The sequence below is a fragment of the Geomonas anaerohicana genome (assembly GCF_016458305.1).
Classification (GTDB): domain Bacteria; phylum Desulfobacterota; class Desulfuromonadia; order Geobacterales; family Geobacteraceae; genus Geomonas; species Geomonas anaerohicana.
In genome coordinates, this window is the sequence record NZ_JAEMHL010000004.1 from 272820 (window position 1) to 296333 (window position 23514).

Below are 23514 nucleotides of genomic sequence, written 5' to 3' on the forward strand. Positions count from 1 at the left end.
CACCTGGTTGTCAAATAAAAGACGGGGGCGATGTTTCGCCCCCGTCTTCACGTATCGCCTCGACTCAGGCGGCGGCGCCGAAATCAGCACCCGCGTACTGTACCGCCGCAGGGTCGTTCGCCCTCGGCGGAGACACCGCGTGCACGCCGCCGCAGGAGGGGCATCCCTGCACGAAGGTCTGCAGCACGAAATCCCTGCCACATTCCTGGCAGCACACCTCTAAAGCGGTCGGCAGCGGCGAACAAGCCACCCGCCCGCCGTGCGCCGCCAACACAAACTCAACCAGTTCCCTGCCCGTAGCGTAGGGGCCACCGGCCCTGGAGCTACCCGAACCGCAGTCGCACATCTTTCCTCCCTGTTACTTTTGGATCATCAGCGTGCCGCAGGCTAGCACGGCGCCGCTCCCCCCTGCCTTGACCTCCGTCAAAAAAACGCGCTTAGCACACAACTTCCACCCCTCGCAGTCGCTAAATTCGCCCCGGGCCTTATTGCAAAGGCGATCCCTTCCAGTATATTGTGTTGGTGTTTTTTAATGTCCACCCGAGCGAGGAGATAACCCCGATGGAAGAAGAGAAACGCGCACCTGAAATCGCGGACATCGGAGTCGTCAACAGCCACGATCATCTCTGCCTGCTGTACCAGGACGAATCGGAGGTGCTGAACCTTGTGCTTCCCTTCATCCAGAAGGGGATCGCCATTGGGGAGCGCTGTGTCTACCTCCATGCTGCCCAGGATAGACTGGAGCGTCTGCTGCAGAGCGTGCTGGAAACGCAAAAACAGGACATCGGCGCCCTGGTTCTGCTCCCGGTCAAGCAGGCCTGGTTCAGCGGAGGGGCGTTCAAGCTGGAGCGGGTCATGGAGCTTTTGCGCAACATCTGTACCGGCGCCACTGCCGACGGCTTCAGTGGTACCCGGATCATCTGCGACATGGCCTGGGCCGCCAAGGACCCCAAGGCGCAGGAACTGCTGCACCGGTTCGAGCGCGAGCTGACGGCATTTGCCGAGGAGCAGGACACCGCCCTGCTCTGCCTCTACGACCGGCGCCCGTTCACTGCGGAACTGCTCTTGGAGCTGGTCCGTATCCACCCTGGGCTGGTCAGCGGCGGGCGGGTGTGCCGGAACCCGCTTTTCATCCCGCCGGGACTGCCGCACCGCAAAAAGGCCGCCGTGTGCGAACTCGACGTCTTCCTGGCCGCCGCCCAGCGCATGACCATGGTGGAGGCGGAAAGCGAGCGGCTCAAGCAGGAACTGGAACAGGCTTATGCCGCCCTTGCCCGCAAGATTTACGAGAACTGGCAGGAAGAGGACACGCTGCGTGCCAACGAGCAGCAGATCCACGAAAAGGACGAGGCTCTTCTGGCCAATCGCAGGCGCCAGCAGACCATTCTGCAACACCTGCCGGCCATCATGATGGCCTTTGACAACAGCGACCGACTGGCCGCGTGCAACCACGAGTTCGAGCGTATTTCCGGTTTCCGGGGCGAAGAAGTGATGGGGAAGCCGATGCTGGAGCTGCTCCAGGTCGAGGGGGCGCTGCGCGAGGACGTGGTCTCGGCGCACCCGCCGCAGGGGGGGGACTACCGGGGGAGGGAATGGTACCTGCGCTGTAAGGACGGCTCCGCCAAGCTCATCTCCTGGTCCAACATCTCGCGCTACGTCCCCATTACCGGCTGGATGAACTGGATCATCGGCCTGGACATGACCTCGCGGGTGCAGGCGGAGCACGGGCTCAGGGTGCTCAAGGTGGAACTGGAGACGCGGAGCGCGGAACTGGTTGCGATCGGGGAGGCGGTGTCCCACGACCTGGGGGGGCGCCTGGAACGAATCGCCGGGGATTGCGGACGGCTGCAAAAGCACCACAAAAGCCAGCTCGACCCTCCCGGCCGCGAGCTCCTGGAAAGCATCAGCACGGCGGCGCGCGAGCTTGGCGGGGCGGTGGCCGCACTGGAGCGCATGACCGCGCTGACGGCGGCGGAACTGCAGCCGGTGGAGGTGGACCTGAGCGCAATGGCATCGGAGATTGCGGCCCAGCTCAGCGACCATGGCCAGCGTCCGGTCGACTTCCGCATCGAGGACGGGGTCACCGTGACCGGCGACAAGGAGATGCTGCGGCTGGCGATGGAGCACCTGCTGGAGAACGCCTGGCACAGCACCATCGGCGTAAAACACCCCGTGATCAGGTTCGGCACCGCCCAGGTCGAGGGGGAGCGCAGCTGCTATGTCAGTGACAACGGCCCCCGGCTGGGCGCCAGCCTGCGCGAGGCGACCGGCGGGAGCGGTAGCGAGCGGAGCTGCCACGGCATAGGGTTGGCGACCGTGCAGCGTATCATCAACCTGCATCGGGGAAGGATTTGGAGCGCGGAGCAGGCCGGGAAAGGGGCGACCCTCTACTTCCAGGTCTAGCGACGCTTACGTGCAGAGGGGCTGGTCATGAAAAGCAAGGACGCGACGCCGCTGCCGGTAGTGGTGGTGGATGACGACCAGGACATGCTGCAGATCTACCGGACGCTTTTGCAGGGACACGGGGTGGGGCCGGTGCTGACCTTCGAGGATGGCGAGGGGCTCCTTCCCTACCTGCGCCGCCATGAGGCGGCCCTGGTGGTCCTGGACCTGGCGCTGCCCACGGTGACCGGGCGTGACCTGTTGCCCCGCCTGGTGGAAGAGTTCCCGCATCTGCCGGTGCTGATCATCACCGGGATGGCGGAGGTGGGGCAGGCGGTCTCCTGCATGCGCGCCGGTGCCTGCGACTATCTCCTGAAGCCGATCGACAACCGTCTTTTCCTGGCCGCCATCGACCGCGCCCTGGGGCCCTGCCAGGACGAGCACCGGCTGCGCTGGCGGCGCATGCCCTTCCCCGACATCGTCACCGAGGACCCGCAGATGCTGAGGCTCATGAAAAGGGCCCAGGCGGTGTCCCACAGCGGTCAGCCGGTGCTGATCACCGGGGAAACCGGGGTCGGCAAGGAACTCTTTGCCGAGGCGGTGCATCGCTGCTCGGGGAAGAAGGGTGAGCTGGTCACGGTGAACGTGGCGGGTCTCGACGACGCCGTCTTCTCCGACACCCTCTTCGGGCACCGCAAGGGGGCTTTCACCAGCGCCCAGGAAAACCGCGAAGGGCTGATCAGAAAGGCGGCGGGGGGGACCCTGTTCCTGGACGAGATCGGCGACCTGCGCGAAGGGGCCCAGGTGAAGCTGCTGCGCCTGATCCAGGAACACGAATACCTGCCGCTTGGCTCCGACGCGGCGGCCAAAACCGACGCCGGCATCGTAGTGGCCACCAACCGGGACCTGAAACTGCTCCTGGAGCAGGGGAAGTTGCGCGAGGACCTTTACTACCGGCTCAGTTGCCACCGGCTCCACATACCGCCGCTCCGGGAGCGGGTGGGGGACATCCCCCTGCTGCTGGACCATTTCGTCACCCTGGCCTCCCGCCAGATGGGCAAGAAGCGCCCCTGGTACCCCTCCGAACTGCCGCGGTTGCTGCAGCAGTACCACTTCCCGGGGAACGTGCGCGAACTGCAGGCCATGGTGTACGACGCGGTCGCCCTGCACGAGAAGGGTCCTCTTACCCTGGCGGCGTTCCGCTCCAACATGAGCATCCCTTCCGGCAAGGGGCTCACCGTGGAGGGGCACGAGGTCGTCACCGTCATCTTCAACGGCTTTCCCAGCATCAAGGAGGCGCAATCGCACCTGATCAGCGAGGCGCTGCGCATGTCCAACGGCAACCAGGGGGAAGCGGCGAGCCTGCTGGGGATCTCCAGGCAGGCCCTCAACAACCGGCTCAGGAGGAAATCCGTCTGAGCCGCCCGCAACGGACGTTGCACCTGCCACAAAGGTTGCCTCCCCGCGCAGCGCCCCCAGTAACGCCCCGGCGTCATCTGCCCTGAAAAAGTAAACTTTTATTGCCGGACCCGGCCTAACGCCGGGGCGCCGGGTCCGGCAAGTGTTTGGAATTACAGTACGGGGTTGGCAAGGCAAGGTGGCATGGTTGCTGCTGAAGTATCACGATGGACCCACGCGCCAATGGCGAAGCAGAAGATGTTCCCACGATAGCTGGTACGTCTGTTCCTGGAAGGCGGGCTTCAGGCGCCTTCGCGGTGCACCGGGCAAACGTCACCGGCGAGCCCCTCACGGGGTGCAGGTCAACAGGGGGTGCCCCATGACCGATGCGTACAAGGCGAAGAGAAACAACGGGGAGGGTCGGTATTTGACCATAGACAAGGAAATAGCGTCCAGCATGCTGAACGCGTCGTACGCGGTAGATCTCAAGTCGGCTGTCCACACCTCCCTGGAGACCATACGCAACATGCTCCTGGAGAGGCCCAACAACGAGGAGATCAGCCTGCTGACCCAGCAGGTCGAGCGCCTGCTCACCGAGCAGACCGAGCGGCTCGAATCGATCAACAGGGACCTCGAGGCCTTCAACTACTCGGTGGCCCACGACCTGTGCGCCCCCTTGAGGCGCATCTGCGGCTTCACCCGGGCCCTGCAGGAGCAGTACGCCGGCCGGCTCGACCTGGAGGGGATGGACTACCTCGAGCGCATCTTCAAATCCAGCCAGCACATGAACGAACTGATCGAGGCGCTCTTGCAACTGTCCCAGCTCTCCTACCTGAGCCTGAAGCGGGAGGTGGTCGATCTCTCCGAGATCGTCAGCGACACCGCGGCGGACCTGGCGCAGGGCACCCCGGAGCGCAAGGTGGAGTTTGTAATCCAGCCCAGGATCCGCACCTTCGGGGACCACAACCTGCTCGAGATCGCCATGAAGAACCTGCTGCGCAACGCCTGGAAGTTCTCCCAGATGCGCGAGGTGGCCCGCATCGAATTCGGCGCGCAGGAGAGCGCTGCGGACAAGACCTGCTTCGTGAAGGACAACGGCATCGGCTTCGACATGGCCAACGCAGAGCGCATGTTCCACGCCTTCCAGCGCCTGCACAGCTCCAGCGAGTTCCCCGGCAACGGCATCGGCCTCACCACGGTGCAGCGCATCATCAACCGCCATGGCGGGCGCATCTGGGCCGAAGGGGAGGTGGACCGGGGAGCGACCTTCTTCTTCACGCTGCAGTCGTGCATCACCTGAAAAGCCACTTTTGCTGCGCCGTCCGATCTGCTATGATCCCTCCACATTAAAATTGGAGGCGGGCATGCACGAGATGAGCATAACCCAGAGCGTGGTGGAGATCTGCGAGGGACACGCGGCGGGGCGCAAGGTGGTGGAGGTGGTTCTCGAGATCGGGGAGCTGTCCGGGGTGGTGCCCGAGAGCGTGGAATTCTGCTTCGAAGCCTGCACCAAGGGGACCCTGTTGGAGGGAGCCAAGCTGACCATCGAGGAGGTGCCCGGGCGCGGCAGCTGTCCCGCCTGCCACGGTGAATTCCCGCTGCAAAGCCTCTTCTCCCCCTGCCCGGCATGCGGCGCCTTCGGCCTTGCCATCGTCTCGGGCGAGGAACTGAGGGTGAAGGAGTTGGAACTGGAGTGACCCGTTTTGTCCCGGCCTCGGGACAAAATGATACAAAACCGGGACAGAAGTACCCAACAAAATGAAGCAATGAAAGGCGCCGCGCGGATGAGTTCCGCGGGCGCCTTTTTTTTTGCCCAAGGATTTCAATGTATTACATTTTGAAATTTTGTTTACCGGATTGGCACGGGTGTTGCCGTATACGGGCGGTTTGATTTATCTCGAGGAGGCTTGTTATGAAAGAAGAGATGTTTTGCGAAGGGGTCACCCGCAGGAGTTTCATGAAGGCCTGTGTCACCGCCACCGCGATGATGGGGCTGCCCTTCGCCATGCATACGCAGGTGGCCGAGGCCGTTGAGAAAAACGGTAACCCTGCGGTGATCTGGCTCCACTTCCAGGAGTGCACCGGCTGCTCCGAGTCGCTTTTGCGCTCGTCCCACCCGACCATTTCCACGCTGATCCTGGACATGATCTCGCTGGACTACCACGAGACGCTCATGGTCGGCGCCGGTCACCAGGCCGAGCAGGCGCTGCATGACTCCATGAAGGCCAACCACGGCAAGTACATCCTGGTCGTGGAAGGCGCCATCCCGACGAAGCAGAACGGCATCTTCTGCAAGGTCTCCGGCAGGACCGCCCTCGAGTCCCTGCAGCACGCAGCCGAAGGGGCCGCGGCCATCATCGCCATCGGCACCTGCGCCTCCTACGGCGGCATCCAGTCCGTTTCTCCGAACCCGACCGGCGCGGTCGGCGTGAAGGACATCATCAAGGACAAGCCGATCATCAACATCCCCGGCTGCCCCCCGAACCCCTACAACTTCCTGTCCACCGTGCTCTACTACCTGACCTTCAAGAAGGTGCCCGAGCTCGATCAGCTGGGCCGTCCGAAGTTCGCCTACGGCAGGAGGATCCACGAGCACTGCGAGCGTCGCCCGCACTTCGATGCCGGCCGCTTCGCCAAGGCCTACGGCGACCCGACCCACGCCCAGGGGTACTGCCTCTACAAGCTGGGTTGCAAGGGTCCCGCCACCTACGCCAACTGCTCCGTGCAGCGCTTCAACGACGTCGGCGCCTGGCCGGTATCAGTCGGTCACCCCTGCATCGGCTGCACCGAACCGGACATCCTCTTCAAGACCGCCATCGCCGAGAAGGTACAGATCCACGAGCCGACGCCGTTCGACAGCTACGCCCCGGTGGACCTGAAGGAAAAAGGGAAGGGTCCGGACCCGCTGACCACCGGTTTCGTCGGTCTCGCAGCAGGTGCGGCGCTTGGCGCCGGCGCAATGCTCGCCAAGAAGCTTCCGGCCGGCGAGGCGCAGGAGGGTGGCCATGAAAAAGACAAGTAGACGCGATTTCCTGAAGCTCGCCGGCGCCACCGGCGCGGGGCTTCTGGCCTGCGGCGCGGGTAGCGCCATGGCCAACGAGGGACTCCAGGTCAACAACGACGAACTCGGCATGCTCTACGACGCCACCAAGTGCGTCGGCTGCAAGGCCTGCATGTCGGCCTGCAAGAGGGTCAACTCCGACTACGGCTCACTCTCCTACGAGAAGGCGAAGTTCGACGAGGACGGCCTGTGGGATGCGCCGAGCGACCTCTCCGGCTCGACCCGTACCCTGATCAAGCTCTTCAAGGAGAGCGAGAAGCGCTGGAGCTACGTGAAGTACTCCTGCATGCACTGCCAGAAGCCTTCCTGCGTCTCGGTCTGCCCGGTTTCCGCCATGACCAAGGAGAAGGTCTCCGGCATCGTCGACTACAACAAGAACACCTGCATCGGCTGCCGCTACTGCCAGATCGCGTGCCCGTACAACATTCCGAAGTTCCAGTGGGAGAAGGCGGTCCCGCAGATCGTCAAGTGCGACCTGTGCAAGGCGACCAACCTGCGCGAGAAGGGGATCACGGCCTGCGCCGAGACCTGCCCGGCGGGCGCCATCAAGTTCGGCAAGAGGAAAGACCTGCTGGAGGAGGCGCACCAGCGCCTGAAGGATGCTCCGGACAAGTACGTGGCCCACGTCTACGGCGAGCACGAAGGGGGCGGCACCAACCACCTCTACCTCGCCTCCATGCCGTTCAACAAGCTCGGTCTCCCCGAGATCAAGCCGGAAGCACCGGCCGAGTTCTCCGAGAAGATCCAGCACACCATCTACAAGGGTTTCATCGCCCCGGTGGCCCTGTACAGCACCCTCTGCTTCATCGCGGTGAAGAACATGAAGAAACACAAGGGGCACGACGACGATCACCAGAAGGGGGATAAGTAATGGGACACAGTGAAGAATACCAGAAGCTGGAAGGTAGGATCTTTACCAAATCCTTCTTCATCCTCCTCTCCGTGGTGCTGCTCGGCTTCTACTTCGTGGGCGTGCGCTACGTGAAAGGGATCGGCGCCGTCTCCAACATGAGCGACGGCTACCCCTGGGGCATCTGGATCACCTACGACGTCGCCACCGGCACGGCCATCGCCTGCGGCGGCTACGCGGTCGCCATCCTGGTCTACATCCGCAACAGGATGCAGTACCACCCGATGATCCGCTCCGCGATCCTCACCTCCATGTTCGGCTACGGCCTGGCCGGCTTCTCGGTCATGGTCGACCTGGGGCGTCCCTGGAACGCCTACAACTTCTTCATCCCGAGCAAGTGGCAGGCCAACTCCGCCATGTTCGAGGTGGCGCTGTGCGTCATGGCCTACTCCACCGTCCTTATCCTGGAGTTCCTCCCGGCGATCCTGACCTCGATCGAGAAGAGCAAGTGGGAGCGCATGAACGCGATCCGCAACTGGCTGCACCCGAAGATCGCGCCGGACAAGAAGACCATGGAAGACAAGCTGGAGATGGTGCGTCTGGGCGCAGCCTGGCTCAACCCGCGCCTGAACAAGGTCCTCATTTTCTTCATCGTCCTCGGCATCACGCTGCCGACCATGCACCAGTCCTCGCTGGGGAGCCTGCTCCTCATCGCCTCGACCAAGCTGCATCCGCTCTGGCACACAGGCTTCCTGCCGCTTTTGTTCCTGTTGAACTGCGTCTTCATCGGCTACTCCATCGCCATCCTGGAGTCGATCATCTCGAGCTACTCCTTCAAGCGCCCCTTCGAAATCGAGGAACTCTCCGGCCTGGCCGGCCTGATCCCGTTCGTGACCGTGATCTGGCTCACCGTCGTGATCGGCGACCTTTCCTACCGCGGCCAGATTCACGCTGCGCTGAAGGGTGACTTCTACTCCGGCTGGTTCATGACCGAGTTCCTGCTGGTTGCCTGCGGTTCGCTGATCCTCTTCGTCAAGAAGGCGAGGAAGTCGGCACGCTGGCTCTTCATCTCGGCTTCCATGATCGTTCTCGGCGGCGCCCTGTACCGCTTCAACGTCTACCTGATCGGCTTCAACCCGGGCCAGGGGTGGAAGTACTTCCCCTCCTTCGCCGAGGTGATGATCACCGTGGGCATCGTCGCCCTCGAGATCCTGGGCTACAAGGTATTCGTGGCACTGTTCCCGGTCCTCCCCAACATGGACCTGCACGGCGCACACAAGAAGAAAGGGCACGCCAAGAAGCACAAGGGAAGCGAGGCGGATAAACATCTGCCGGCCGGCGAAGCGCACGCGCACTAATATTAATTAAGCAATTAGCCTTTTGGAGGAATAAATGTCTAGAATCACGCTTGATCCCATCACCCGAATCGAAGGACATCTGAGGATCGATGTCGAAGCAAACGGCGGCAAGGTCACCAACGCCTGGTCCTCCGCCCAGATGTGGCGCGGCATCGAGGTCATCCTCAAGGGGCGCGCCCCGGAGGACGCCTGGAGCTTCGTACAGCGTTTCTGCGGCGTCTGCACCACCGTGCACGCCATCTCCTCGATCCGCGCGGTCGAGCACGCCCTCGACGTCGAGGTGCCGCTGAACGCACAGTACATCCGTAACATCATGATCGCCCAGCACTCGGTGCAGGACCACATCGTCCACTTCTACCACCTCTCGGCGCTGGACTGGGTCGACATCGTCTCCGCGCTGAAGGCCGATCCCAAGAAGACCGCACAGATCGCGCAGAGCATCTCCGACTGGCCGGGCAACTCCGAGAAGGAGTTCAAGGCTGTGCAGGACAAGCTGAAGGCGTTCGTGGCAGGCGGCAAGCTCGGCATCTTCGCAACCGGCTACTGGGGCCACCCGGCGATGAAACTCTCCCCGGAAGTGAACCTGATGGCGGTTGCCCACTACCTGAAGGCGCTCGACTACCAGAGGAAGGCTTCCCAGGCTACCGCCATTCTCGGCGGCAAGAACCCGCACATCCAGAACCTCGTGGTCGGCGGCGTCGCCACCGCGATCAACACCGAGAACATCGCGACCCTCAACATGGAGCGCCTGATTTACCTCAGGACCCTGATGGAAGAGACCCGCGATTTCGTGCAGAAGGTTTACTACCCGGACCTCCTCGCCATCGCCGGTGCCTACAAGGACTGGTTCAAGTACGGCGCAGGCGTCACCAACTACATGGCGGTGCCGGAGTTCCCGGAAGACACCAAGAACACCAAGTTCCAGCTCCCCGGCGGCGTGGTCATGGGCGGCAACATCGGCGGCATCAGGATGGTCAAGGATCACCGCGACGACTACCTGATCAAGAACATCAAGGAGAACGTCACCCACGCCTGGTACGAGGGTAACGGCACCCTGCATCCGTGGGACGGCGAGACCAAGCCGGACTACACCGACTTCAAAGAAAACGGCAAGTACTCCTGGTGCAAGGCTCCGACCCTCGACGGCAAGCCGGTCCAGGTCGGCCCGCCGGCACAGATCATGGCCGCTTACGCCGCTGGCAACCCGAAGGTGAAGAAGCTTGTGGACGGCGCCGTGTCCACCCTGGGCATTTCGCTCAAGGACATCCACTCCACCATGGGCCGTCTCTTCTGCCGCGGTGCCCGCGCGCACGTCATGGCCGACCTGTCGCTGGAGAACCTGGACAAGCTGATCGCCAACATCGCTTCCGGCGACCAGACCTACGCCAACCACACCGTGATCCCGAAAGGCGAGTACCGCGGCGTAGGCTTCCACGAGGCTCCGCGCGGCACCCTGTCCCACTGGATCGTGATCAAGAACAAGAAGATCGAAAACTACCAGGCCGTCGTTCCCTCCACCTGGAACGCGGCGCCGAGGAACGACAAGGGCGAGATGGGTCCCTACGAGGCATCGCTCATGGGCAACCCGATCGCGGACGCCAGCAAGCCGCTTGAGGTGCTGCGCACCATCCACTCCTTCGACCCGTGCATCGCCTGCGCCGTTCACACCGTGGACCCGGAAGGCGCAGAGATCACCAAGGTCAAGGTACTGTAAAAAGGCAGGGATTAGGGGCTGGGGGCTAGGGGCTGGTAAGACGGCTCCTGGCTCCCGGTCCTCCGTTCCCGAATCAGGGGCCGGGACTGGAAGACAGCGGTTAGGGATGTTTGGGTTGGGTGCTGCAAAGATTCGGCAAAACCGAATGGCTATAGGGGCGGGCACCAGCGAAAAAAGCTTGTGCAGCCGCCGGTACTCGTTTAATTTATAGCCTGGTTTTGCTAGCCCCCAGTCCCTAGTCCCTAGCCCCTGGTTTTCCCCCCGGCCTTTTCTTTTTTCTGGAGGTTACATGCAGGTCCTCATCTATGGCGCCGGCAACCTGATCCTCTCCGACGAGGGGTTCGGCGTCCATTTCGTCAGACATTTAGAACAGCACTACCAGATCCCGGAAAACGTCGAGCTCTACGACGGCGGCACCCTGGGCATCATGGTGCACTTCAAGTTCGAGGAGGCCGACAAGGTTATCCTGGTGGACGTGGTGCAGGCGAAGGGCGAGCCGGGCGACATCTTTCGCTACGAGCGCGAAGACATCATGCTGAAGAACATCCCGGTCAAGATGTCGCCGCACCAGATCGGGCTGCAGGAGATGCTCCTGATCTCCGAGATGCGCGACGCGCCCAAGCCGGATCTCACGTTCTTCGGTATCGTGGCTCAGTCGCTCGATCCGGGTGACCAGCTCACCCCGCCGCTTCAGGCCGGGCTCGAAAAGGTGGCCGGGCTCGTTGTCGAGGAACTGGCCAAGGTCGGCGTGGAACTCAAAAGGAAAGATGCCTGATCCCGTCAGCGGGGCAGCATTGCAAAGGAGAACGATATGTTTGGATTTGGTTTGCCCGAGTTGATCATCGTAGCCGTCATCCTGCTGGTGGTGGCCGGTCCCAGCAAACTGCCGCAGTTCGGCCAGGCGCTGGGGAGCAGCATCAGGGGCTTCAAGAAAGCCATGAACGGCGACGACGTGGTCCAGATCAACGAGAAGAAGCAAGACTAGCCGGAGGTTTAAGCTATGTGTGTAGACTGCGGCTGCGGCCCGAACCACGACCACGATCACGAGCATGATCATGACCACGACCATCACGGACACCACCATGGGCACCACCACGGTCACGACCACCATCACGGTCACGACCATGACCATGGCCATCACCACGGAGAGGGGCATAAGCACCACCATCACCACGAGCATTCCGCCGAGGAGAAGCCTGCCCGGAAGGTGGTGATCGAGACCGACATCCTGGCCAAGAACAACAGGATGGCATCGGGCAACCGCGCCCTGTTCCGCGAAAAGGGGCTGTTCGTGCTGAACCTGGTTTCCTCCCCCGGTTCGGGCAAGACCACCATCCTGGAGCGGACGCTCAAGGATCTGGCCGAGACCTGCCGCTGCGCGGTGGTCGAGGGTGACCAGCAGACCGATAACGACGCCATGCGCATCGCCGCCACCGGCGTGCCGGTGAAGCAGGTGAATACCGGCGCCGGCTGCCACCTCGACGCGCACATGGTGCTGCACGCCACGGAAAGCTTCGACCTGGACAACCTGGACCTGCTCCTGATCGAGAACGTCGGGAACCTCGTCTGCCCCGCCTCCTTCGACCTGGGCGAACACCACAAGGTGGTGGTTCTGAGCGTCACCGAAGGCGAAGACAAGCCGCTCAAGTACCCGCAGATGTTCCACGCCGCGGATATCATGCTGCTCAACAAAGTTGATCTGCTCCCCTACCTCGACTTTGACGTGGAGAAGTGCAAGGAAATGGCGCGCCGGGTCTCCCCGGGCATCCATATTCTCGAAGTCTCCAGCAAGACCGGCCAGGGCATGGACGAGTGGTACGCCTGGCTCAAGAAAGGGATGGAGCGGTCCAAGGCCTAGTCCGGACCTTTCGGTGACGAGATGACCTCACGCGAGCGCGCCAGCCTGGAGATCGATGGCATCGTGCAAGGGGTGGGTTTCCGCCCCTTCGTGTATCGTCTCGCCCTGCGTTTCGGACTCTCCGGCTGGGTGCGCAACACCGGCAAGGGCGTGCAGATCGAGGCCGAGGGGGACGGGGATAACCTCCTTGCCTTCAGCCACGCCCTGCGCGAGGAGGCGCCTCCGCTGGCCGTGATCGGGGCGCTCAGGTTCGAGAAGATCGAACCCGCCGGTGACGAGGGGTTCGTCATCCTGGACAGCGCCAAGGCGGGGAAGGGGGGCGAGATATCCCCAGACTGCGAGGTCTGCGACGACTGCCTCGCCGAACTTTTCGACCCGGATAACCGCCGCTACCTCTACCCGTTCATCAACTGCACCAACTGCGGCCCGCGCTATTCCATCATTACCGGCATCCCCTACGACCGCCCCGCCACCACCATGGCCGGCTTCGCCATGTGCGATGACTGCCTGGCCGAGTACCACGATCCGCTGAACCGCCGCTTCCACGCCCAACCCAACGCCTGCCCGGTTTGCGGCCCGCGCCTGAGCCTTTTCGATCGCGAGGGAGTCGCCGTAACTGGGGATCCGTTGCGACAGACGATCGAGGCATTGAAAGACGGCGCCATCGTTGCCGTCAAAGGGGTGGGCGGGTACCACTTGGCGGTAGATGCCTGCAGCGAAACGGCCGTCGGGCTGTTGCGCCGGCGCAAGAAGCGGGACGAGAAGCCCTTCGCCATGCTGGCCGCCGACCTGGATGCCGTGCGGCGTTACGTGCAGTGCTCGGACCTGGAAGGACGGCTTCTCGCCGGGGTGGAGCGCCCCATCGTGTTGATGAGGAGGCTGCCGCAGACGCCGGTTGCGGAGTTGGTGGCCCCCGGCAACGGCTGGTTCGGTTTCATGCTCCCCGGCAACCCGCTGCAGCACCTCTTGGCGCGCGGCTTCGGCGGCCCCCTGGTGATGACCAGCGGCAACCTATCGGATGAGCCCATCGCCTATCGCGACGACGAGGCGCTGCGGATGCTTTCCGGGATCGCGGACCTGTTCCTCGCCAACGACCGCGAGATCCACACCCGGACCGACGATTCCGTTATCCGCCTGTACCGGGGCGAGCCGCTCTTTCTACGCCGTTCGCGCGGCTACGTGCCGCGGGCGCTGGCGTTGCCTGGCGAGCAGGCCAGCGTGCTGGCGCTGGGTGCGGAACTGAAAGCCACCCTCTGTCTTACCCGCGGAGCCCAAGGCTTCCTCAGCCAGCACATCGGCGACTTGAAAAACGCAGCCACGATGGCGTCGCTGGAGGAAAGCGCCGGGCACTTGCAGCGCCTTCTGGAAATCACCCCCGACGTGGTTGCCCACGACCTGCACCCGGATTACCTCTCCACCGTGTACGGGCAGGAGTTGGGGCTCCCCTGCGTCGCAGTGCAGCACCACCACGCCCATATGGCTTCCTGCATGGCTGAGAACGGTCTGGACGGGGACGTGATCGGAGTGATCCTCGACGGCACCGGCTACGGCAGCGACGGCACCATCTGGGGGGGCGAGTTCCTGGTCGGTGGCTACGGAGACTTTGGACGGCATGGCCACTTCGCCCAGCTACGCATGCCTGGCGGCGACGCGGCGGTGAAGGAACCGTTCCGCATGGCGCTCTCGGCGCTGCACCGGTTGCACGGCGACCAGTTGTTCCGGCAGCCGTTGGCCGTGTGTGCCGAGGTCCAGGAAGCGGACCGCCCGCTCTTTTTGAAGATGCTGGAGAAGGGGATCAATGCCCCGCTCACTTCGAGCTGCGGCAGGCTGTTCGATGCCGTCTCGGCGTTGCTTTCGGTGCGGCACCGGATCAGCTACGAGGGGCAGGCCGCCATCGAATTGGAGGCGCTGGCAGAGGCCGGGAGTGCGAGCGAGCCGTACCCGTACCTGGTGACAGGGGAGGCGGGGGGTGTGCTGGACTTCGGCCCGGCCATAGCCGCCATCTGCGCCGACATTGCCGCGGGCAGAAGCCGCGCCGATATAGCCCGCGGTTTACATCGCACCGTTGCTGCCGGTATCGTGGATGTCTGTGGGCGAATCAGAACGGCAAGCGGCTTGGACCGTGTGGTCCTTTCGGGCGGCGTGTTCCAGAACCGGCTACTGACGGAGGACGTGGCGGATCAGCTTACCGCCGAGGAGTTTAGAGTTTATTGCCACCGGCTGGTGCCGCCCAATGACGGCGGTCTTGCCTTGGGGCAGGCGGTCATCGCCGGCAGGATTTTTCGGAGAAAGTAAATGCCCGAGGACTTTTCTCGCTCCTCCCCCCGGAGGGGGGAGGTTGGGAGGGGGGAGCTGTTTTCCACAGCCGCTACGCGCCCCCTCCCTATCCCTCCCCCTCCGGGGGCGGGGACGCAGGCAAACCTCGAGACGACGAAACGGATACGAACACCGAGAGTGTAAAGGAGTCCAAAGATGTGTGTAGGTGTACCGATGCAGGTGATCAGCATTGACGGCGATTTCGCCATGACCGAGGTCGATGGCGTGAAGCGCGAGGCGAGCCTGATGATGCTGGACCAGGAGATCAAGGTCGGCGATTTCGTTATCGTTCACGCCGGCTTCGCCATCTCCAAGCTGGACGAGGAAGATGCCAAGGCGACCCTGGAACTGATGCGTGAAGTATATTCGCCGGAGTTGATGGGATGAACTACTCGGACAGCTTTCGCGACAAAGAACTGGTACAGGGGCTGGCGCGGCGCATCGCCGATCTCACCAAGGGCCTGAGCAAACCGCTGGTCTTCATGGAAGTCTGCGGCACCCACACCATGGCCATCTACCAGTTCGGCCTGAGAAGCCTGCTCCCCCCCGAGGTGAAGCTGATCTCGGGCCCCGGGTGTCCGGTCTGCGTCACCCCCAACAGCTATCTCGATCGGGCCATCGCCCTGTGCCGCCTCCCGGACGTGATCATCACCAGCTTCGGCGACATGCTCCGCGTGCCTGGTTCCAGCTCCTCGCTCATGGAAGAGCGGGCCAAAGGTGCCGATATCCGCGTGGTGTACTCGCCGCTCGACGCCGTGCAGCTCGCCGCCAGGAACCCTTCGAAGCGCGTTGTGTTCCTTGGGGTTGGCTTCGAAACCACCGCCCCTACCATCGCCGGAAGCATCCTGGCGGCCAAGGCCCAGGGACTGACCAACTACTTTGTGCTCGCCTCGCACAAGACCATGCCGCAGCCAATGGCGATCCTGTCCGCCGATCCTGATTTGCAGGTGGACGGCTACATCTGTCCGGCCCACGTCAGCGCCATCATCGGCGCCGATGCCTACCGTTTCCTGTGTGAGGAGTACAAGGTCCCCTGCGTGGTGACCGGATTCGAGCCGACCGACGTGCTGCAGGGCGTGGAGATGCTGGTGCGCCAGGCGCTGGCCGGCGAGAGCAAGGTGGAGATCCAGTACTCACGCGTGGTGCGCTGGGAAGGAAACGCCAAGGCGCAGGCGATGCTGGCCGACGTCTTCACCCCTTTCGACGCCCCCTGGCGCGGTATCGGCGTGCTCCCCGGCAGCGGGCTGAGGATCGCCGACAGGTACGCCGAGTTCGACGCCGAACTGGCGATTCCGGTCGAGGTGGAGGAACTCAAGGAGCACAAGGGATGCCTGTGCGGAGAGATCCTGAAGGGGAAGGTTTCTCCCTTCGACTGCCCGCTCTTCGGCGGCAAGTGCACCCCCGAGTCCCCGGTAGGCGCCTGCATGGTCTCCTCCGAGGGGACCTGCGCCGCGGCCTTCAAGTACGGCCGGTAAGCAAAATCAAAATCCGTCCGACCGGTCAGACCGGTCCGACCAGTCCGACCAGTCTGACTGGTCAGACAAAAAAGGAGCAGACTTTTGAATAACGACCTCATCCTCCTGGGCCACGGCAGCGGCGGGAGGCTTTCGCACCAGCTCCTCGACGAGCTGATCATCCCCCAGCTCTCCAGCGTGCCGGTCGCCGGCCAGAACGACGCGGCCCTGCTCAATGTCGGCGGCATCAGGCTCGCCTTCAGCACCGACTCCTACGTGGTCGATCCCGTCTTCTTTCCCGGCGGCAACATCGGCGACCTCGCCATCAACGGCACGGTCAACGACCTCGCCATGATGGGCGCCCGCCCCTTGTGCCTCTCCGTCGGCTTCATCCTCGAGGAAGGTTTTTCCAAGGCCGAACTCGCCAGGATCCTGGCTTCCATGCGGGAAGCCGCTGACGCTGCCGGGGTCGCCATCGTCACCGGAGACACCAAGGTGGTGCCGAAAGGGAAGGGGGACCGCATCTTCATCAACACCTCCGGTATCGGTGCGGTCGAGCACAACCTGCATATCGACGGCGCCTCGGCGCGGGTAGGCGACAAGGTTATCGTCAACGGCACCATCGGCGACCATGGCATTGCGGTCCTCTCGGCACGCGAAGGGCTGGAGATCGACAGCGGCATCCAGAGCGACTCGGCTCCCCTGAACGGGCTGGTGGCGGACCTGTTGCCGCTTGGCCCCGCGCTCCACGTGCTGCGCGATCCGACCCGCGGCGGGGTCGCCACAACCCTGAAGGAGATCGCCCTGCAGTCGGGCGTGACCATCACGCTGGACGAGAAGAGCCTCCCCGTCAACCCGGGGGTGAAGGGGGTCTGCTCGATCCTCGGACTCGACCCGCTCTATGTGGCAAACGAGGGGAAACTGCTGGCATTCGTGGCACCGGATCAGGCTGAAGCGGCCCTGGCGCGGATGCGCCGGCACCCGCTGGGGAAGGATGCCGCCATCATCGGCGAGGTCACCGGGGCCTCTGCCGGCAAGGTGCAGATGGAAACTCTGGTTGGTGGAGTGAGGGGAGTGGAGATGCTGGCTGGGGAGCAACTCCCCCGCATCTGTTAAGGCCTCGCCGGCCTCGACCAACTCCCCGTTGTGGCAGGATACCCAGGACCCTTCTCAGTCGAGAAGGGTCTTTTCAAATTGCAGTCCCATCCCCTGGTCAGTGATTCTGACCACCTTTGCCTTCAGGTCGCACAATACCTGCGGCGTCAGCGTGTGGTAGATGGTTACGGCTACCGTGTCGTTGAGCTCCAGCTTCCGTGCCGCCGTCACGAAGACCCCCTTCATACTGAGGTTCTCGACCTCTCCCTCGATGGTGCGGTCGCCCTGGTGGAGGTTCGCTTTCGCGTGTAAGGCCAGCCTGGCGAAGTTTCTTTTTTCCTTGTACATCGCCCCTCCTTTTTTTGTCCTTCATTGGTTTTTTGACCGGCGTTTTCGGCACAGACGTTAGTGTAGTCTAATCTTTTTTATTTGCAACAACCGGAAAAAAACTTCTCCGGGAGCATTAGCGGTCGTCTTGCGCACTCTCATGACTCTGATATCATCTACCCTTCATGTGGAGTGGTTAATGTATGTGGGGGTGCACCATGACCGAAGACGACAGGTTGGTCCAACGGGCATTTGCAGTCATAGCCCCGCCGGCGCATCACTATTACCCGATCACCATCGCCCATGGCAAAGGGACGGAAGTGGTATCCATCGACGGCAGGCGGTTTCTCGACTTCTCCTCCGGGCTCGCTGTCCTGAACCTGGGGCACAACCATCCCAAGGTGATCCAGGCGGTCAAGAAACAGGCGGACCATTACCTCCATGCCGGCGGCATCTACTACAGTGAAGCCACCGTCACGGCGGCCGAGGAGCTGACCTCGGTCACACCCGACGGGCTGGACATGCTGTTCTTCGGCAATTCAGGGACCGAGGCGGTCGAAGGGGCTCTGAAACTGGCCCGCTATACCAGCGGCCGCCAGGCCATCATCGCGTGCACCGGGGGCTTCCACGGCCGCACCATGGGCGCCCTCTCTCTCACCAGCAGCTCCTCCGCCTATCGCCGGCGCTACCACCCGCTGGTTCCCTCCATCTACCACGTCAGCTACCCTGCCTGCTTCATCTGCTCCTGCGGCATGAACGCGGAGGCGTGCGGCGGAAAGTGCCTGGAGGAGATCGAGCGCCTTTTCCAGCGCCAGGTGCCGCCGGAGGAGGTCGCGGCCATTATCGTAGAGCCGTTTTTGGGGGAAGGTGGTTATTATCCGGCACCGAGGACCTACCTGAAGGGGCTGCGCAAGATCTGCGATGAGTACGGCATCCTGCTCATCTTCGACGAGGTGCAGTCGGGGATCGGCCGGACCGGGAAGTGGTTTTGCTGCGAGCATGCCGGGGTCAAGCCCGACATTCTGGTGACCGCCAAGGCGGTCGCTTCCGGTCTCCCGCTGGGGGCGGTGATTGCGTCGACACAGCTCATGAAGAAATGGGACTCCCCCTCCCACGGCTCTACGTTCGGCGGGAACCCCGTCGCCTGTGCGGCGGCCCTGGCGACCCTGCAGGCGATCAAGGAAGAAGGGCTCCTGGACCGGGCCTGCGTGGCGGGCGCCAAGATGGTTTCCTACCTGCAGGAGGTGGCCATGCAAAACCCGAGCATCGGCGAGGTCAGGGGGATGGGGTGCATGATCGGAGTGGAGTTCGTAGACGAGGCGGGAGCCGCCGACGGCAGGCTCTGTCAGAACCTGATCGACGAGTGCCTGGCCAAAGGGGTGATCCTGATCGGCTGCGGCTTGAAACGCAACGTGGTGCGCCTGATACCCCCCTTGAACGTGAGCGATGCCGAACTGAAGCAGGCGCTGGGGATCTTTTCCGATGCGTTGGTAGAACTGACCAGGAGAAAGAGCTGACAGCAAAGGAGCCCGGCAGCCACAGGTGTGCTGCCGGGTACAAGAACGAAGAGATCAGGCGGGGGGAGCGACCTGGTTTTCGCGGTACTTGTCCATGATCTCGAAGGCGCGCTTGACGCGTGAAACCACGCGGATGGTCATCACCGGTTTGGCGATGAAGTCGTGAAAGCCCGCCTTGAGCGCGCGGTGCTCCTCCTCGGGGGATGCCTTGGAGGTGAGCAGGATCATCGGCGTTCCGGCACTGGCGGGGTTGGCCTTGATGGCGCGCATCAGGGCGTAGCCGTCCATCCTGGGGGAACTGGCATCGCACAGGATCAGGTCGGGTTTCTGCGAAAAGGCGATCTTCAGACCCTCCACCCCGTCCCGCGCTATGAAAACCTGGTAACCCTCCTTCTTAAGGGCACCTTCCACGTCGCAGTTCATGGCGGCAGGATCGTCCACCAGCAGTATCTTCATCTCTGCCAGTGCCTGGGCCTGCTGGGCCAGTGCCTCGCGCAATTCCTCCTCGGTGGCCACTCCCATTTCCAGAAGCACTTCACCAAGCGTCAGGCCGCAGCTTTGCTGCCGGACCAGGGCGCGATCCAGTGTTTTTACCGTTATGATGCCGGACTGAACCAGCAACTGTCCCAAGGGTATCTTCATGATAAGGTACGCCTTTTACGGTAATGAGAAATTGTTAACCTCGGAAATAATACATACTTCTGAAAAAAATACAAAATAAAAAAAGAGGCCCCGGTTTCGGGGCCTCCTTGGTGCTGCGTAAAGGGTGACGGCGGGTTAACGGATATGCTGCTCCGGGTAGGCGCCGATGCTGTGGATGGAGATGTCGGCGCCGGCGAACTCCTCTTCCTGGCTCAACCTTATTCCGACGGTCTTGGCGAGGATGCCGTAGACGATGAAGCCGTTGACCAGTGCAAAAACGATCGCGGAGAGCGAACCGAGCAACTGGGAGACGAAGGTGACGCCGCCCATGCCGCCCAGCGCCTCGCTGCCGAAGAGACCGGCGGCGATGCCGCCCCAGGAGCCGATGATGCCGTGCAGCGGCCAGACGCCGAGGACGTCGTCGATCTTGAGCTTCTCCTGCTCGATGTGGAAGCCGTACACGAAGATCACCGAGGCGATGGCGCCGGTAACGAAGGCGAAGAGGGGGTGCATGATGTCGGAGCCGGCGCAGACGGCGATGAGGCCGGCCAGCGCGCCGTTGTGCACGAAGCCCGGGTCGTTCTTGCCGGCGATAAGGGCTGCCAGCACACCGCCCACCATGGCCATGAGCGAGTTGACCGCCACGATGCCTGAGATCTTGTCCAGGTGCCCGGCGCTCATCACGTTGAAGCCGAACCACCCGACCGCGAGGATCCAGGAGCCCAGGGCCAGGAAGGGGATGTTGCTGATCGGGAGCGGGTGGGATTTTCCCTTGACGTAACGCCCCATGCGCGGCCCGAGGATGAGGACGGCGGGAAGTGCAAGCCAGCCGCCGATGGAGTGCACCACCACCGAACCGGCGTAGTCGTGGAACTCGGCACCGCCGAACTGCTTGAAGAGCCCCTGCAAGGAGGAGCAGTTTTGCCCCCAGATCAGGGATTCGAAGAGGGGATAGGTGAGGCCGGCGAAGATGGCGCCCGCAATTACCTGCGGCCAGAACTTGGCGCGCTCGGCGATGCCCCCGGAGATGATGGCCGGGATGCAGGCCGCGAAGCAGAGCAGGAAGAAGTAGTGGGTGATGTCATAGCCCTGGTTGGGTCCCAGCAGCTCCTTTACCGGCTTCAGAAAGCTGATGCCGTAGGCGATGGGGAAGCCGACCAGGAAGTAGACCACGGTCGATACCGACCAGTCGGTCAGGATCTTCACGAAGGCGTTTACCTGGTTCTTCTGGCGTACCGTTCCCACTTCGAGAAAGGCGAATCCAGCGTGCATGGCGAACACCATGACCGCGCCGAGCATCAGGAAAAGTACATCGCTGCTGTTGGCCAGAGTCGTCATCGTTGACATCCCGTTCATTTGCTACCTCCGTTGGTATATCGCTCCCCGTCGTTGGAGAACACCACGCCCTAGCAAGCACTCTGCCAAGCCGCTATCTCTTTGAAATGACATGGGTGCCTCTTTTTTGCTAATGAGAGGGTCGCGGAAAAGTGCCTGGAAAACAGGCAGCGATGCCTAAGGCGTGTGCAGGATTTAAAGGTTGACCTGCAAACGGCCAACGGGTAAATTTGTGCACACTTTCGCCGGAGGTTGCCCGTTGTCGCGCAAAACCGCACTTATCGCCTGTACCGACCTGTCCGGGTACTGCTATGGTGACCAGCACCCTTTCAAGGTGCAGCGTTACCGCCTGGCGCGCGACCTGATGGACGCTTACGGGCTTGTGAGCCTCCCCTCCATGTCCGAGGTGCGGCCCCGTCCGGTGAGCGAGCCGCAGCTTTTGGGGGCGCACCGCGCCGACTACCTGGACCGGCTGCGGGAGTTCAGTGCGGCAGAGGAACCGAGGGCGGACTTCCGCTATGGGCTGGGGGATGTGGAAAACCCCGTCTTCCCCGGTGTCTACGATTGGGCCTGCCTCGGGGTCTCCGGCACGCTGGAGGCGGCACGGCTGGTTGCCGAGGATGGCTTCGCCGCCGCCTTCAACCCGCTGGGCGGCTACCACCATGCCCAGGCCGGGCGCGCCTCGGGATTCTCGTACCTCAACGACGCCGTCGTCGCCATCAACTACCTCCTGGAGCAGGGCAAGACGGTGGTCTACCTGGACCTGGACGCCCATCACGGCGACGGCGTGCAGAACGCCTTCTACGGCGACGACCGGGTGCTGACCATCTCCCTGCACGAAAGCGGGGTCTACTTTTTTCCCGGCACCGGTTTCGAGAACGAGACCGGCGAAGGTGCGGGTCAGGGCTACACGGTGAACCTCCCCCTTCTGGCCCACACCGACGACGCCTTGTTCATGAAGGCCTTCGACGAGGTCGCTTTTCCCCTGATCGCCGCTTTCGACCCGGACGTCCTCTTCACCCAGCTCGGCGCCGATACCTTCAGGACCGACCCGCTCACCCGTCTCGAGGTGACCACCCACGCCTACTCGTATATAATGAGAAAGCTGCGCGCCCTGGAAATCCCCTGGGTCGCTGTGGGAGGAGGGGGGTACGACCAGATGAACGTGGCGCGGGCCTGGACCATCGCCTGGGGCATCATGAACGACCGGGAACTTGCCCCGCGGCTCCCCGCCCCGTTTGTCGATTTGATCTCGCAGCTTGGCTACCCGCACCGGATGCTCCTCGACGCCATGCACTGGGCCGAGGAGGACGACCGCAACCGGGCGCTCGATGCGGTGGAAAAAAGCATCGCTTACGTGCGCGACCACATCTTCCCGGTCCTGATCGGCGACTATGGCAAACGATACCGGACATGAGGTATTGAAAGACAGCGGGGGGAGGCAGCTCTTCTCCCTGTACGACATCAACCGGTTGCCCGCCGCCGAGAAGGAGGCGATCTACCGGTCACTGCTCCCCGCGCGCCTACTGGCCATGGTCGGGGAGGGGGGAGGGGGCGTCGAGGTGATCGCCCCGGAGGGGCACCGCTTCCTGCGCCTGGTCGCCCGCTGCACCCCCGGCGAGGTCGATCCCGCCTTCGTGCTGGATCTGTGCGACACGCACCACGGCCAGATGGAGCTCTCCTACTGCACCATTGCCGATCCGGCGGCGCCGCGCTTCGACGTCGACCTGGACGAGCATGGGAAAAACAACGTGTTTGCCACCCTGGGGCGCAACCTCGCGGAGGAAGAGCGCGCCATGGAGGCGGGGCTCTTTCCCAACCAGACCCGCCGCGGCCTGAGGATGTTCGGTGAGTTCCTGCCGCGCCTGGAGCGCCTGGTGGCAGGCCTGGGCATGCAGCTCATCGTGGCCGAGCCGCTCAGCTACGACAACGCCATCCGCTACGAGGGGTACGGTTTCGACTATGTGGTGGGCAAGAGGCTGATGCAGGAGATCGACGCCGGCTTCGCACCTGGCGGCATCCTGTACCGGAGGCTGGACGGCTCCACCCCGTTCCGGCGGCCGGGCATGGAAAAGAGCGTGCAGGGGCGCAGTTGGGCCATCCACGACGGTATCCTCGACGAGCCCTGGGACGAGGTGCGCATCTACAAGACCATCGGCGTGCACGCCGGTGTCAACACGTTCCCGGGACGGGAGCGTTAGCGGAAA

General features: G+C 63.0%; 22 protein-coding genes. 18 read left to right on the top strand and 4 right to left on the bottom strand.

Annotation, left to right across the window (positions count from 1 at the left end):
* Positions 1–64: 64 nt before the first annotated feature.
* On the bottom strand, positions 65–346 hold the full coding sequence (locus tag JFN91_RS10325) for a hypothetical protein (RefSeq protein ID WP_199389127.1): 282 nt from the start codon (positions 344–346) through the stop codon (positions 65–67).
* Positions 347–561: 215 nt separating this feature from the next.
* Between JFN91_RS10325 and JFN91_RS10330 the strand changes: the two genes are divergently transcribed.
* The 15 genes from JFN91_RS10330 (at position 562) to hypE (ending at position 17507) form a co-directional block, all read left to right on the top strand.
* Positions 562–2403 carry an MEDS domain-containing protein gene (locus JFN91_RS10330; RefSeq protein ID WP_199389128.1) on the top strand — a complete coding sequence of 614 codons (1842 nt, stop codon included), beginning with the start codon at positions 562–564 and terminating at the stop codon, positions 2401–2403.
* Positions 2404–2430: 27 nt separating this feature from the next.
* Positions 2431–3801, top strand: a complete 1371-nt coding sequence (locus JFN91_RS10335) for a sigma-54-dependent transcriptional regulator (protein ID WP_199389129.1) — start codon at positions 2431–2433, stop codon at positions 3799–3801.
* A 358-nt stretch (positions 3802–4159) separates the two neighbouring features.
* Positions 4160–5080, top strand: a complete 921-nt coding sequence (locus JFN91_RS10340; protein WP_199389130.1) for a sensor histidine kinase — start codon at positions 4160–4162, stop codon at positions 5078–5080.
* Between the two features lie 64 nt (positions 5081–5144).
* On the top strand, positions 5145–5477 hold the full coding sequence (gene hypA, locus JFN91_RS10345; RefSeq protein WP_199389131.1) for a hydrogenase maturation nickel metallochaperone HypA: 333 nt from the start codon (positions 5145–5147) through the stop codon (positions 5475–5477).
* Positions 5478–5692: 215 nt separating this feature from the next.
* Positions 5693–6802: a hydrogenase small subunit gene (locus JFN91_RS10350; RefSeq protein ID WP_199389132.1), complete on the top strand. Its 1110-nt coding sequence runs from the start codon at positions 5693–5695 to the stop codon at positions 6800–6802.
* Positions 6786–7712: a hydrogenase 2 operon protein HybA gene (hybA, locus tag JFN91_RS10355; protein ID WP_199389133.1), complete on the top strand. Its 927-nt coding sequence runs from the start codon at positions 6786–6788 to the stop codon at positions 7710–7712. Before JFN91_RS10350 ends, hybA begins: the two co-directional genes overlap by 17 nt.
* The gene (gene hybB / locus JFN91_RS10360; RefSeq protein ID WP_199389134.1) at positions 7712–9049 is read left to right on the top strand and encodes a Ni/Fe-hydrogenase cytochrome b subunit; all 1338 of its coding nucleotides are present in this window, start codon (positions 7712–7714) and stop codon (positions 9047–9049) included. The genes hybA and hybB overlap by 1 nt, the downstream gene beginning before the upstream one ends.
* A 34-nt stretch (positions 9050–9083) precedes the next feature.
* Positions 9084–10763 carry a nickel-dependent hydrogenase large subunit gene (locus JFN91_RS10365; protein WP_199389135.1) on the top strand — a complete coding sequence of 560 codons (1680 nt, stop codon included), beginning with the start codon at positions 9084–9086 and terminating at the stop codon, positions 10761–10763.
* Positions 10764–11052: 289 nt separating this feature from the next.
* Complete coding sequence (locus JFN91_RS10370; protein WP_199389136.1) at positions 11053–11538, top strand: HyaD/HybD family hydrogenase maturation endopeptidase; 486 nt, start codon at positions 11053–11055, stop codon at positions 11536–11538.
* Positions 11539–11574: 36 nt separating this feature from the next.
* Positions 11575–11748: a twin-arginine translocase TatA/TatE family subunit gene (locus JFN91_RS10375; RefSeq protein ID WP_199389137.1), complete on the top strand. Its 174-nt coding sequence runs from the start codon at positions 11575–11577 to the stop codon at positions 11746–11748.
* A 15-nt stretch (positions 11749–11763) separates the two neighbouring features.
* Positions 11764–12621 carry a hydrogenase nickel incorporation protein HypB gene (hypB, locus tag JFN91_RS10380; protein ID WP_199389138.1) on the top strand — a complete coding sequence of 286 codons (858 nt, stop codon included), beginning with the start codon at positions 11764–11766 and terminating at the stop codon, positions 12619–12621.
* Positions 12622–12642: 21 nt separating this feature from the next.
* Positions 12643–14916: a carbamoyltransferase HypF gene (hypF, locus tag JFN91_RS10385; RefSeq protein ID WP_199389139.1), complete on the top strand. Its 2274-nt coding sequence runs from the start codon at positions 12643–12645 to the stop codon at positions 14914–14916.
* A 177-nt stretch (positions 14917–15093) separates the two neighbouring features.
* Positions 15094–15324 carry a HypC/HybG/HupF family hydrogenase formation chaperone gene (locus JFN91_RS10390; protein WP_183347946.1) on the top strand — a complete coding sequence of 77 codons (231 nt, stop codon included), beginning with the start codon at positions 15094–15096 and terminating at the stop codon, positions 15322–15324.
* Positions 15321–16412, top strand: a complete 1092-nt coding sequence (gene hypD / locus JFN91_RS10395; protein WP_199389140.1) for a hydrogenase formation protein HypD — start codon at positions 15321–15323, stop codon at positions 16410–16412. The genes JFN91_RS10390 and hypD overlap by 4 nt, the downstream gene beginning before the upstream one ends.
* Before the next feature lie 84 nt (positions 16413–16496).
* Positions 16497–17507 (top strand): hydrogenase expression/formation protein HypE, encoded by a 1011-nt coding sequence (gene hypE / locus JFN91_RS10400; RefSeq protein ID WP_199389141.1) that lies wholly within the window; start codon positions 16497–16499, stop codon positions 17505–17507.
* 54 nt (positions 17508–17561) lie between these two features.
* On the opposite strand, the gene JFN91_RS10405 is transcribed toward hypE, so the two are convergent.
* Positions 17562–17834 carry a PilZ domain-containing protein gene (locus tag JFN91_RS10405; protein WP_199389142.1) on the bottom strand — a complete coding sequence of 91 codons (273 nt, stop codon included), beginning with the start codon at positions 17832–17834 and terminating at the stop codon, positions 17562–17564.
* A 197-nt stretch (positions 17835–18031) separates the two neighbouring features.
* Between JFN91_RS10405 and JFN91_RS10410 the strand changes: the two genes are divergently transcribed.
* Positions 18032–19330 carry an aspartate aminotransferase family protein gene (locus JFN91_RS10410; protein WP_199389143.1) on the top strand — a complete coding sequence of 433 codons (1299 nt, stop codon included), beginning with the start codon at positions 18032–18034 and terminating at the stop codon, positions 19328–19330.
* 54 nt (positions 19331–19384) lie between these two features.
* Here JFN91_RS10410 and JFN91_RS10415 read toward each other — a convergent pair whose 3' ends face one another.
* Together JFN91_RS10415 and JFN91_RS10420 are read right to left on the bottom strand one after the other, a co-directional pair.
* Entirely contained in the window at positions 19385–19972 is a 588-nt protein-coding gene (locus tag JFN91_RS10415; RefSeq protein WP_199389144.1) for a response regulator, read from the bottom strand.
* 135 nt (positions 19973–20107) lie between these two features.
* Positions 20108–21328 carry an ammonium transporter gene (locus tag JFN91_RS10420; RefSeq protein ID WP_199389145.1) on the bottom strand — a complete coding sequence of 407 codons (1221 nt, stop codon included), beginning with the start codon at positions 21326–21328 and terminating at the stop codon, positions 20108–20110.
* A 238-nt stretch (positions 21329–21566) separates the two neighbouring features.
* Here JFN91_RS10420 and JFN91_RS10425 point away from each other — a divergent pair, with 238 nt between their 5' ends.
* The gene (locus tag JFN91_RS10425) at positions 21567–22724 is read left to right on the top strand and encodes an acetoin utilization protein AcuC (RefSeq protein ID WP_199389146.1); all 1158 of its coding nucleotides are present in this window, start codon (positions 21567–21569) and stop codon (positions 22722–22724) included.
* The gene (locus tag JFN91_RS10430) at positions 22702–23508 is read left to right on the top strand and encodes a hypothetical protein (RefSeq protein ID WP_199389147.1); all 807 of its coding nucleotides are present in this window, start codon (positions 22702–22704) and stop codon (positions 23506–23508) included. The genes JFN91_RS10425 and JFN91_RS10430 overlap by 23 nt, the downstream gene beginning before the upstream one ends.
* Positions 23509–23514 lie beyond the last annotated feature (6 nt).

Bases quoted from the DNA above. Each gene is read 5' to 3' on its own strand.
- JFN91_RS10410 (WP_199389143.1), top strand. From the start codon at position 18,032: ATGACCGAAGACGACAGGTTGGTCCAACGGGCATTTGCAGTCATAGCC.
- JFN91_RS10405 (WP_199389142.1), bottom strand. From the start codon at position 17,834: ATGTACAAGGAAAAAAGAAACTTCGCCAGGCTGGCCTTACACGCGAAA.
- hypF (WP_199389139.1), top strand. From the start codon at position 12,643: ATGACCTCACGCGAGCGCGCCAGCCTGGAGATCGATGGCATCGTGCAA.
- hybA (WP_199389133.1), top strand. From the start codon at position 6,786: ATGAAAAAGACAAGTAGACGCGATTTCCTGAAGCTCGCCGGCGCCACC.
- hybB (WP_199389134.1), top strand. From the start codon at position 7,712: ATGGGACACAGTGAAGAATACCAGAAGCTGGAAGGTAGGATCTTTACC.
- JFN91_RS10350 (WP_199389132.1), top strand. From the start codon at position 5,693: ATGAAAGAAGAGATGTTTTGCGAAGGGGTCACCCGCAGGAGTTTCATG.
- JFN91_RS10370 (WP_199389136.1), top strand. From the start codon at position 11,053: ATGCAGGTCCTCATCTATGGCGCCGGCAACCTGATCCTCTCCGACGAG.
- JFN91_RS10335 (WP_199389129.1), top strand. From the start codon at position 2,431: ATGAAAAGCAAGGACGCGACGCCGCTGCCGGTAGTGGTGGTGGATGAC.
- JFN91_RS10420 (WP_199389145.1), bottom strand. From the start codon at position 21,328: ATGAACGGGATGTCAACGATGACGACTCTGGCCAACAGCAGCGATGTA.
- JFN91_RS10430 (WP_199389147.1), top strand. From the start codon at position 22,702: ATGGCAAACGATACCGGACATGAGGTATTGAAAGACAGCGGGGGGAGG.
- JFN91_RS10415 (WP_199389144.1), bottom strand. From the start codon at position 19,972: ATGAAGATACCCTTGGGACAGTTGCTGGTTCAGTCCGGCATCATAACG.
- JFN91_RS10330 (WP_199389128.1), top strand. From the start codon at position 562: ATGGAAGAAGAGAAACGCGCACCTGAAATCGCGGACATCGGAGTCGTC.
- hypB (WP_199389138.1), top strand. From the start codon at position 11,764: ATGTGTGTAGACTGCGGCTGCGGCCCGAACCACGACCACGATCACGAG.
- JFN91_RS10325 (WP_199389127.1), bottom strand. From the start codon at position 346: ATGTGCGACTGCGGTTCGGGTAGCTCCAGGGCCGGTGGCCCCTACGCT.
- JFN91_RS10375 (WP_199389137.1), top strand. From the start codon at position 11,575: ATGTTTGGATTTGGTTTGCCCGAGTTGATCATCGTAGCCGTCATCCTG.
- JFN91_RS10340 (WP_199389130.1), top strand. From the start codon at position 4,160: ATGACCGATGCGTACAAGGCGAAGAGAAACAACGGGGAGGGTCGGTAT.
- JFN91_RS10365 (WP_199389135.1), top strand. From the start codon at position 9,084: ATGTCTAGAATCACGCTTGATCCCATCACCCGAATCGAAGGACATCTG.
- JFN91_RS10390 (WP_183347946.1), top strand. From the start codon at position 15,094: ATGTGTGTAGGTGTACCGATGCAGGTGATCAGCATTGACGGCGATTTC.
- hypD (WP_199389140.1), top strand. From the start codon at position 15,321: ATGAACTACTCGGACAGCTTTCGCGACAAAGAACTGGTACAGGGGCTG.
- hypA (WP_199389131.1), top strand. From the start codon at position 5,145: ATGCACGAGATGAGCATAACCCAGAGCGTGGTGGAGATCTGCGAGGGA.